9 protein-coding genes are annotated in these 10,818 nt (G+C 47.3%); all 9 read left to right on the top strand.

What is annotated here, in order from left to right; genetic code table 11:
- Positions 1-258 precede the first annotated feature (258 nt).
- On the top strand, positions 259-1,221 hold the full coding sequence (locus AC3DOM_RS10835) for an aldo/keto reductase (protein ID WP_487919063.1): 963 nt from the start codon (positions 259-261) through the stop codon (positions 1,219-1,221).
- 98 nt (positions 1,222-1,319) lie between these two features.
- Positions 1,320-2,447 (top strand): DUF4367 domain-containing protein, encoded by a 1,128-nt coding sequence (locus tag AC3DOM_RS10830; protein WP_487919062.1) that lies wholly within the window; start codon positions 1,320-1,322, stop codon positions 2,445-2,447.
- Positions 2,447-4,471 carry an ABC transporter ATP-binding protein/permease gene (locus AC3DOM_RS10825; RefSeq protein WP_487919061.1) on the top strand — a complete coding sequence of 675 codons (2,025 nt, stop codon included), beginning with the start codon at positions 2,447-2,449 and terminating at the stop codon, positions 4,469-4,471. The genes AC3DOM_RS10830 and AC3DOM_RS10825 overlap by 1 nt, the downstream gene beginning before the upstream one ends.
- A gap of 330 nt (positions 4,472-4,801) precedes the next feature.
- Complete coding sequence (locus tag AC3DOM_RS10820; RefSeq protein WP_487919060.1) at positions 4,802-5,323, top strand: ECF transporter S component; 522 nt, start codon at positions 4,802-4,804, stop codon at positions 5,321-5,323.
- 209 nt (positions 5,324-5,532) lie between these two features.
- Complete coding sequence (locus AC3DOM_RS10815; RefSeq protein ID WP_487919059.1) at positions 5,533-7,266, top strand: ABC transporter ATP-binding protein; 1,734 nt, start codon at positions 5,533-5,535, stop codon at positions 7,264-7,266.
- Positions 7,267-7,296: 30 nt separating this feature from the next.
- Positions 7,297-8,070 carry an energy-coupling factor transporter transmembrane component T family protein gene (locus tag AC3DOM_RS10810; RefSeq protein ID WP_487919058.1) on the top strand — a complete coding sequence of 258 codons (774 nt, stop codon included), beginning with the start codon at positions 7,297-7,299 and terminating at the stop codon, positions 8,068-8,070.
- A gap of 17 nt (positions 8,071-8,087) precedes the next feature.
- A complete protein-coding gene (locus AC3DOM_RS10805; protein ID WP_487919057.1) occupies positions 8,088-9,017 on the top strand; it encodes a carbohydrate kinase family protein in 930 nt (309 codons plus the stop codon).
- Between the two features lie 46 nt (positions 9,018-9,063).
- Positions 9,064-9,843 carry a GntR family transcriptional regulator gene (locus tag AC3DOM_RS10800; protein WP_487919056.1) on the top strand — a complete coding sequence of 260 codons (780 nt, stop codon included), beginning with the start codon at positions 9,064-9,066 and terminating at the stop codon, positions 9,841-9,843.
- A gap of 280 nt (positions 9,844-10,123) precedes the next feature.
- On the top strand, positions 10,124-10,818 hold a 695-nt coding region (locus AC3DOM_RS10795), incomplete at its 3' end, for an alpha/beta fold hydrolase (RefSeq protein WP_487919055.1).

The raw sequence follows: 10,818 nt of genomic DNA, 5'->3' as shown, positions 1-10,818 counted from the left end.
CTTTTTATGTACAAATTGTTTGAAACTCGTACAATGTCACGTCTTTGCGAACCCCGATGTCCTTCGGGGTGAAGCAATCTCCCTCTCGGTGTATGAAACTGCCGCGCTGCGTAAACTTCGCTCGCAGTGACGTAGGTTTGTACGAACTTTTTTTGATTTATCCATTAGTGAAGCCTACATCATCTGTGCTCAGATGGCACTTTGGTTATTATTCCCAGTACAATATTGTGACAGTTATTACAAAAGGAGTTATTTATTATGACGTTTGAAAAGCGCAGGCTTGGCCAGACAGATATCGAAGTAAGCCCCATCGGTTTAGGCGTGATGCAATTCGCCGGAGGGGGAGGTCTCTTTGGCAAGATATTCCCGGTTCTGCCACAAGAAGACAAAGACGCCATGGTGCAGACCGCACTGGAGGGTGGGATTAACTGGTTTGATACCGCTGAGATGTATGGCTTTGGGCGCTCGGAGCAGGGTCTTTCTGCCGGTTTGAAGGCAGCTGGCAAAGAAAACGGGGATGCGGTGGTGGCGACCAAATGGTTGCCAGTATTTAGAAGTGCTCGCAATATTTCCAAGACCATCCATGATCGGTTTCGTTATCTGGATGGCTACAGTATTGACCTGTACATGGTGCACCAGCCCTGGAGTTTTTCGTCAATTGAATCTCAGATGGACGCGATGGCAGATTTGGTTGAAGCCGGGCATATTCGCTCGGTGGGCATCAGCAATTTCAACGCAGATCAGATGCGTCGTGCATTTGCTGCACTGGAGAAACGCAATTTGCCCCTGGCTGTCAATCAGATGGAATACAGCTTGGTCAATCGTAAAATCGAATCCAATGCTGTGATTGCCACTGCCAAGGAATTGGGGATCACAATCACGGCGTATACGCCCCTGGGATATGGGTTACTCACCGGAAAATATCATAAGAACCCTGATCTGCTTGAGCACGCTGCCTCATTTCGCAGAAAGATGCTCAAGCGTAACCTGGAGGCAACTCGACCGATAGTGGATGCTCTCGAAGAGATTGGCAAAAAATACGACGCAACACCAGGGCAGGTTGCTTTGAATTGGGTCATCCACTTTCAGGGAAAATCTGTTGTCACCATTCCCGGAGCCACAAAGGTGGAGCACGTCCGCGAATCTGCTGGTGCGATGAAATTTATATTATCCGGTGACGAGATGGCCCTGCTGGATGACCTCTCAAGAGAATTTTTATAAGGCAATCTTCATATTTTCTACACAAGGTTATGCTACTATTGTGGACGCGAAACATTCGAAAGAATTATTATCTGTTTACAGATTAGGAGATTAGATTGATGAATAAGAAAAGAAATTTATGGCTTGTCGCTGGAGTAGCTATTCTGCTTGCCGCTCTGGTAAGTGCATTCGTTATGCTGCAACCCTCAGCCAAAGAGATCCTGACGCAGACCATTGAAATATCAAAGACAATTGATAATGGGCATGCGGTTGTAAATATCGTTGTGGATAGTCCGGAAGAAAAATTTTCAGCAAAGGTCGAAGTTTGGGGACGCCATGATGATGAGGGCCCGGGCGCATTTCGTCTGGAAGTTCTCGAAACCGACAAAGAGGATGCCGTTGGTGCTGTGATCGTCAGTGATGGTGAAACTGTATGGGCTTATTCTCCCTCCAGGAACAAGGTATTCACAGGAACTGCCGAAGAAGCCAGGGCGGCGATGGAAGAAAAAGAACCCATGCACGACAAATTTGATGGGGAAGAAGTTGACCATCCTGAGAATGCCGAAGAAGCCGTGGATAAGTTGTTGGAATATTTTGAAGCGAAAAAAACCGGCACAGAAACAATTGCCGATGCAAATGCCTATCAGATCGAACTCAAGCCGATCCCTGAGCAAATGCCTGCAGAATACACAGCTGCTGGTGGATTGCTAAACCTGTGGGTTGATCAGAGTCGGAGCGTTCCCCTGGCCCTGTCTTATACAGGCGGGAGCATGGGGGAAGTCAGCATCACCGCGCTGGAACTTGAGATCAACCAGGGTGTGGACAAAGCGCTCTTTTCCTTTGAAATTCCTGCTGGTGCAGAAGTTGTCGGATTTGCTGAGTTGAAGCCCGAATCACTCTCTCTGGACGAGGCAGTTGCTTCCGCTGAATTTGAAGTTCTGACTCCTGATTTTACCCCCGAAGGCGCGACACTGATTGATGTGCTCAACGTAAAAGGAATGATCGTGCAACAGTACACCCTTCCAGAAGGTGGTTCATTCACCATTGCCCAGGGACAGACTGACGAAGCGAAAAAACCCTCCACGGAAGAGCAGGTCGTAAATGTCCGGGGCGTTGAGGGCAGTCTATTCACATCAGAAGATGGGAGCAAGGTTGCGTTGGGCTGGTCTGAGGGCGAACTATCCTTCTATATCGCTGGAAATATACCTGTTGAACAGGCACTGGCAATTGCAGAATCCTTGAAGTAATGACAAAAAACATAGAAATGGTTGAGGTCTGTCGCCATTTTAAACTTGGCAGCACAGAAGTAAAAGCACTTGACAGGATCAACCTGGAAATCGACCAGGGCGAGTTCGTCGCCCTGGTCGGTCCTTCTGGGTCAGGCAAATCGACTTTATTGAACCTGTTGGGTGGCCTGGACCGACCCACCAGTGGTGAACTTAAGATACAGGGTCTGGGGTTAGAAGACGCAACTGAGGTAGAACTGACTGCCCATCGACGTCACAACGTGGGCTTTATTTTCCAGTCATTCAACTTATTGCCCACACTCACTGCTCTTGAAAACGTTGCACTGCCCCTGATGCTTGGCGGTGTGCCCATTGCTGAACGACATGAACGTGCCGCGGATCTGCTCAAGCGCGTTGGCCTGGATCATCGCCTGGATCATCGCCCGACGGAAATGTCTGGCGGCGAACAGCAAAGGGCAGCCATTGCCCGAGCCCTGGTTAATAACCCAAAATTGGTTTTGGCAGATGAACCAACCGGGAATTTGGATTCATCTACGGGGGACGAGGTCATGCAGCTCCTGCGCAAGCTCAATGCGGAGAGTGGTGTGACATTAATTGTGGTTACTCATGATCCGGAAGTAGCTGCCTACGCAGATCGGATCGTGCATTTACGCGACGGGGGCGTTGATCGAATTGAAGTTAGCAAAGCCGCTCCAGCCAAAAATCGACTGGTTGATCATAAGCAACCAGAGTTGAAACTGAACGGTGGGCTGTCTTTTCGTGATCTGGCACGAACGGCCTGGGAGAATTTGCTTCGCCGTCCGGTGCGCAATATATTAACTGCTGCAGGCGTGCTGATCGGGATCGTTACTTTGGTAGCCATGGTTTCCTTCGGTGTGGGCGTGCAGGAGGAAGTCAATCGTAATTTTGAAGCGCTGGGCCTGGAAAATGTAATTATCTCCCCGACCTTTCCGGAAGAAGATGCCTTTGATCCCTTTGGGATTGCTGAACCGGAAAAACCAATTACCTCAGAAACTATCGCGGCATTTAGAAACCTGCCTGAAGTGCAGTCTGTGACGCCAATATTAAATTTGCCACGTAATATGGAAATCAGTCTGTCTTATGGGGAAAAGGCACTTCCGATCAGATTGTCTGGAGAATTCGATCACGGCCCGGGTGGGCCGGGAATGCCCGCCCCCCCGGAGATGCTGGTGGGTGTCCCGTTGGGTGAAGGTGATACGCAGGGTTTGACTCTGATCGAGGGTCTGGCCGATCAACTGATCGAGGATACTGCGCTGGAGTATGGAGACCTGGTAAATCAACCAGTTACGTTGACCATCCGCCTGCCGCGTGGCGAGACCAAAGAATTCAAGTCTCAGATAGCAGGGGTAGAGTTTGGAAGAGGGTCCAATACTATCGAGTTAGGTCTGGCCGAACGGACGGAGATCAAAGCCTGGTGGTATGGACGGTCGGACACATTGGAGACAGACGGCTATGATATGCTGATAGTACGCGCAGTTGACCAATTGAAAGTACCGGCCATTCTTGAAACCGCCGAGAGCATGGAACTGGAGGCGCAATCTTTGGGCACCATCCTTGAGCTTGCCAACCGCGTTTTAGCCATCATGCAAGCCTTACTTGGATCGGTGGGAGGTCTGGCACTTCTGGTTGCAACCCTCGGTGTAGCCAACACCATGATGATGGCCATTTACGAACGCACGCGTGAGATCGGTGTGCTAAAAGCCTTGGGTGCGACCAGCCGCGAAGTACGCCGCATGTTCACTGCAGACGCAGTCCTCCTGGGCATCATCGGCGGAGTGGTGGGGGTTATTCTGGGAACGCTGTTGGGCCGCCTGGTCGATTGGATCGGACATCTGTACCTGGAATCCGAAGGGGTGATCGGGATCGGACAAATGTCAATCGTGCCTCCCTGGCTGGCGATCGGAGCACTGGTTTTTGCTGGTTTAATCGGCGTGCTGGGTGGGCTGTACCCGGCAGCGCGAGCTGCCCGGCTTGACCCGGTGGAGGCCCTCAAACATGAATGAGAATTGATTTTTTCTGATCCGCTTTGGATCACTACACACAATCATGGCTTTCAACCAGGAAGCCATGATTGTTTTATATACAGAGTAGGACTTACGCATTTTTATAGTCCTGGTCCCAATGCTCTGCGTTGGGGGTGTTGGAGACAAGCTACAATGAAGAGTGTTGCAGCGAGAAAAAAGTATTTGGCGTAAGTCCCGCAGGGTTCTTGCATTTATTTGAAATGCTGCATATAATAATATAGATGTCTATACTTATAGACCTTTGTTGACCGGATTTCTTTTTCTCATCAGGTCAATATCAACAACCTTTTTATTAAGGAGATCATGAAGATGACGACTGAAGTTAGTGAAGAGGCAACACCCCAGGTAAATACTTTCTGGACCCCCCGACGAGTAGCCCGAATGGCTATTTTCATCGCACTGGCCGCTGTTGGTGCATTGATCAAGTTCCCAAGCCCTACAGGCACGGTAGCCCTTGATTCTGCGCCAGGTTATTTCTCAGCAATATCTTTTGGTTGGCTCGAAGGTGGTATCGTTTCAGCATTTGGTCATATCCTGACAGCTGCCAGCACGGGTTTCCCCCTTGGTCTTGTAATCCATCTGATTATAGCTGCCGAGCAATTCCTTTGGGCTGCCATCTTCTGGTTTGTAAAAGAGAAAGTCAATATTTGGGTGGCGATCATTGTGGCTGCTTTCTGTAATGGTGTTCTGGGCGCTCTGATCGTGCTCCCGATGGGCGGCGTTGGTCTGTATATTTCTCTGCTCCCCGGACTTCTTGTAGGATCAGCAGTAAATATAATTCTGGCAGCATTGGCTTATCTTAGCATCTCGAAAAGCGGTTTGCTCAAATAATTTCTGTCAGATGAACTGATAAGCTTTAATATCTATCCTAAAGATATCCCGTAGTGGCGACTTTAGTCGCTCTTTACGGCTGAAGCTGTTACTACAAAAGAATTTTAGGATAGGTTATTAATCTAAATCAGGCGACTATTGTAAAGATGGGTCGACCCATGTAGAAGGACGCAATAGTCGCTTGACATTTATTGCTTGATGAATCGCCCATGTCGCTAAAACAAGTTTCCATCCAAAATGTCACTTATAGCTATCCGGAACAAGAAACTCCTGCTCTAAAGGATATTTCTCTCTCCGTGAATAGTGGCGAAGTCCTGGCGATCATGGGACCTACTGGAGCAGGAAAAACAACCCTGGCCCTGCTATTAAATGGTCTTATTCCCCAGTTTTACGAAGGAAGATATGTTGGGAACGTGACCATCAATGGTCTCTCCACAAATAGCCACAGCATTCAGGATTTGGTCGAACATATTGGGCTGGTCTTGCAGGACCCGGAAACGCAGATTTTTGGGATCACTGTTTTTGAAGACACAGCTTTTGGCCCCAGCAATCTTGGGTATCCTAGAGAGAAAATTTTTTCAGAAGTGGAGGAAGCCCTCTCCAGGGTCAGATTATCAGGCTTTGAAGATCGCCTGACAAGCACCTTGTCGGGTGGGGAGAAGCAACGCCTGGCTATTGCGGGTGTCCTGGCAATGCAGCCGGAAATACTTGTATTGGATGAACCAACCTCTGAGCTGGATTCCTTTGGAAGAGTGGAAATAATCGATGCAGTTCAGCATTTGCGATCCCGTCATCAAACCACGGTCATCTTAATCGACCATGAAGTTGAGAGCGTGATCGAGCTGGCAGATCGAGTTGCTGTCATCATAGATGGCAAAGTTGCCTGGCTTGGAGACCCAAGGGAACTATTTCGAAACGCCAGATTGACAAAAGAATTTTCAATCCGCCCGCCAAAAATGTTTAATTTGTGGCAAGGCTTGGCGGATGCGGGGTTGGTACATGAAAAAGAAGAGATGCTTACTGTCGACAATGCTGAAGCAGTTCTTCGCGAAATTATGCGCGGGAAAAAATTTCTTCCCCAACCTGGTATCAACCCCAAGGTTGAGGAAGAAACGAGGCATCCGATCATTGAGATAGATGGACTTTGTCACACCTATCCCACTGGCGTAGAGGCGCTTTCGGGGGTTTCATGCTCGATCCGTCAAGGAGAGCTGATTGCCGTCATCGGGCAAAATGGTGCCGGAAAAAGTACCCTTGTCAAGCATTTGAATGGACTTCTGCAACCCTCTTCAGGCTCCATCAAAGTAAAGGGCGTCGATACAAGATCTGCCAGTGTGCATGAATTGGCTCATCAAATTGGATACGTCTTCCAAAATCCTGACCACCAGATATTTTCAATGACGGTTGAGGATGAATTGCGTTATGGGCTAAAAAACCTGGGGTTGAGCGAAGCAGATCATGAGGCTCGCCTGACAGAGGCATTGGAATTCGTCGGTTTGCAAGATCAACGGGATCGTCACCCATTTTCATTGGGAAAGGGAGAACGTCAAAAAGTAGCCGTAGCCTCAATCCTTGCCATCGCCCCTCCGGTGATCTGTATCGATGAACCCACGACCGGTCTGGATTGGACGGAAAAAATACAAATGATGGAATTGATCCAAAAGGTGCACCAGAAAGGACATACGGTCATCATGATAACGCACGATATGGACCTTGTGGCAGAATACGCTCAACGTGTCCTGCTGGTCAGCCAGGGAGAAATACTCCTGGATGACACTCCGTCACGGATATTTTCGGAGGCAGACCTGCTCCGAAAAAGCCATATCATCCCCCCGGCAGTTTCGCAGCTTGCTGAAAGATTGGGCGACCTTGATTGTCCTGGAACGATTTGCACAATTTCGCAGATGATGGATGCAATCACGACCTTGTTAAGGGTCAGTTGACCGATGTTTGAATATTTCCCCGGAAACAGTTTGCTGCACAAACTGGATGTGCGCACAAAGACAATCGGTTTTCTGGTCCTGACCCTATTATCCTTTATATTCAAATCACCATTGGTCAACCTTTTTTTTACCTTTTTATCAGTGATTTTGGCCTTATATAGCGGGATTTCCATTAGATCAATTATTGGCAAGCTTAAACCATTGCTCACTGTTTTTATTTTTATTATCTTATTGACGGGATTTAGTTATTCTCCAACCTGGTTCAAAACGCCAGTGGCTCAGCAGGTTTTCTTATCGATCTCTGACACAATTTTCCTGACGTTGGGTGGTTTTTTATTTGGGATTAGTTTACTGTTGAGAATTATTACCATGGTGATCACTACCTCTGTCCTGATATATTCCACACCTTTGGATGATTTTCTGCAATTTCTTCAAAAAATGTCCATGCCCTACCAAATGGCATTTGTTTTGACAACTGCAATTCGTTTCGTACCGACGATGGAAGAGAAAACGAATGCCATTCTTGATGCCCAAAGAGCACGTGGAACTCAAATTGGAAAAGGAAAATTTTTCCAGCGTATCCGAACCTTTGTACCGGTTGTGATTCCGATGCTGGTCATAGCAGTAAGAATGTCTGAAAATCTGGCGGTGGGAATGTTGAACCGTGGCTATGGCGCGCGTTTTAAAGTAACCCCCCTAAAAGAGATCCAACTTGCGGGCCTTGATTATATGCTGATCGGAATTTTCCTGATTATAATTTCGTTGGGAATATATCTAAGTAGGCTTGGGTTTGGTACGCTTTAACGGAATAGGATTATTTTATGGATTTTGATATAGTCACTTTTGGCGACCTGGTCACGGATATATATTTACCAATCCCTCAATTACCGGTAAATCCGAAGGATATTCAAATAGCACATCAAATCTCCACCGAGCCGGGAGGAGCGGGAAATTTTTTGATCATGGCAGAACGCCTGGGTTTGCATACGGCGGCCCTGGGAAGTGTGGGTGACGATCTGTACGGAAATCTTTCGATGAAAAAATTACAAGGGGAAGGGATTGATATCAGTAGTGTCAATATCGTTACTGGTAAAAGCACAACCCTAATTATAGTTTTAATCGATGATGCCGGAGAACATGCTTTTCTGGGCGCATTGGGCACGGTTCAGGTAACGGAAATTGAAAATTCCTTTATCGAAAAGATTGAACGATCAAAAGCGCTTTTTACAAATGGATATGCCTTTCTGGAATCTTCTCCGCCAGAACTTGTCGTCGAGCTAATGAAGCAATTCAGGCTGAATAACAAATTGGTCTTTTTCGACCCCGGCCCACAAATCCATCAGGTGGATGGGAAACTGATGAAGATGGCCTTTGCCCAGGCGGACTATTTGCTCCTGACTCAAGAGGAGGCTGCTACCCTTGTGGATGCCGATTCTGCCGAAGAGATCGCTCATAAACTGCTAAACCTGGGTCCAAAGCTCGTTGTCCTTAAAATGGGGGCAGAGGGCTCTCTGGTAGTCACGCCACAAGCTTCCATAAAAACCCCCGCTTTTTCTGTTGATATTCGCGATTCGACCGGTTGTGGTGATGCATTTGATGCGGCATTTGCTTATGGTATTATCAACAATATGCCCCTCGGTGAAATAAGCAAACTTGCAAATGCTGCTGGTGGGGCCACGGTTTCCAGGATCGGTGCTGGCACGGGTCTTCCGCCCAAGTCAGAGATCGAAAACCTTCTGAAGAAAATCTGATATTCAAATTTACCTGATCCTGTTCGAGTTATTGATGAGGGCATTGATGATTGATAGAGAGTCTCCTGTTTCGCTTTACTATCAAATTGCAACTGATCTTCGCAGCCGCATCGCACGTGGTGAGTGGACAGAAGAGATGCGGCTTCCTGGTGAAATTGATTTGGCAGGAGAGTATCAGGTCAGCCGGATGACTTTACGCCAGGCCTTGGCCTATTTGGAAAATGAAGGTATTTTAATCCGCAAGAGGGGCGTAGGGACACTGATCAGAATCGATCCCAAGCGTGTTGGGACTCCCTTGAATTTCCCGATAAGTTTCTCACGACAAATGCGTGAATTGGGATTTTCTCCGACAGTCAAAGCTGTTCATGCAAAAATAATTTCAGATCCAACACCGGATATTATGACTAATCTCAACCTGGCAGAGAGCGACCAAGTCGCTTCTTTCAAAAGATTATTCTTTGTAAATGAGCACCCGGTCGCAATTATCAACTCGATGCTACCGCATCACCTTTGCCCTGATATTATCAACAATAAACTTTATCATGATTCTTTGACCGCAACGCTTGAAAAAACTTATGGCCTGTTTCCCGTACAAGTGGATCAACGACTGAGTGCTACTTTATTATCTTCAGAAGACGCTGATTTATTGAAAGCGAATCCAGGCTCCGCTATTTTTGAAATTACGACACGCTCTCACCTGGAAGATGGCAGAATTATTGAATTTGCTAAAACACTTTGTGTCGGGGATCGATTATCGCTCCACATCAATATCTCATCGTTGGATGAAAGTGGAAAAACGAAGTTTGAATATGTCGCAACCATATAAAATCCTTGAAGAAAACTTTGTCAATATTATTTAAGTCAAATTTACGGAAGAGGCGCGCAGTGTACCTTTGATAAATGTGGTGTAGTGTTCTCAGGTGGTTGGGAGTGTCTAAATCAGTTGGTACTGTCTTCGCGAGGAGGGCTTCCCGCACCTGTGGTGGGGCAGGTGTAGCCCGACGTGGCGATCTCCAACCCGGGGAGGGAGACTGCTTCGCGAAAAGATGCTCGCAGTGACGACCAAGTTTTTACTCACCAAATTCTGCACTCCCGGCGGTTGATTTATGGCAATGAAGAAGAAATGGATTGATATCAGCAGCCCCGTGCGAAGTGAGGCTGAAAATAGTGTTTATAGCGCATCGTACACTTTACGAAATCTGGCTGAGGGTGGAGTGATACCTGAACAGCAATTAAAAAGGTTTCAGAAGAAAACATTCTTAGATGATTTTTATTGGCGGGCGTATTGGCGGCGAGGTGATTTGATTACCGCTGGAGGACGGGCCCAATTACCACAAAGAGTGGATGCGGTAGTTGTTTTTATGCACGGGTGGGATGGCAACGGTGAGATTTGGGAAAATTTACCAGCGCGTGTGTTGGGTAATGAAAAGAATTTACTTGTTCTTGTTCCGGATGTAAATGGTTTTTACCGCTCTCCCTTCAGGCATCCTGATAAAATTTCTTTTCAGCAATGCAACCCGTCTTCGGATATGAAGGCAATTGAGCTTTGGCTGGAATTAATAGGTGTTCTGGGTGGACGAAGATATACACCCGTGGTTTTTGCGGGACATTCCATGAGTGGGGCAGCTTTGTTTTATTTTAATGAAAAACGATGGCGGCAGCATCCTATCGGGCGGGTGGCATTGGCTCCGGCATTATTGATGAATGATGGGTTAAGGAAAAGCTTTTATCGTGCTTTAGGGATAGGAATCTATGCCAGTCAGAAACTTTCGCTTGAGCAGCTTTCCAATTCACTTTCTCC

Source organism: Candidatus Desulfolinea nitratireducens (assembly GCF_982879505.1).
The sequence above is the reverse complement of the archived record's forward strand: the minus strand, read 5'-3'. Positions and strand labels throughout refer to the sequence as shown.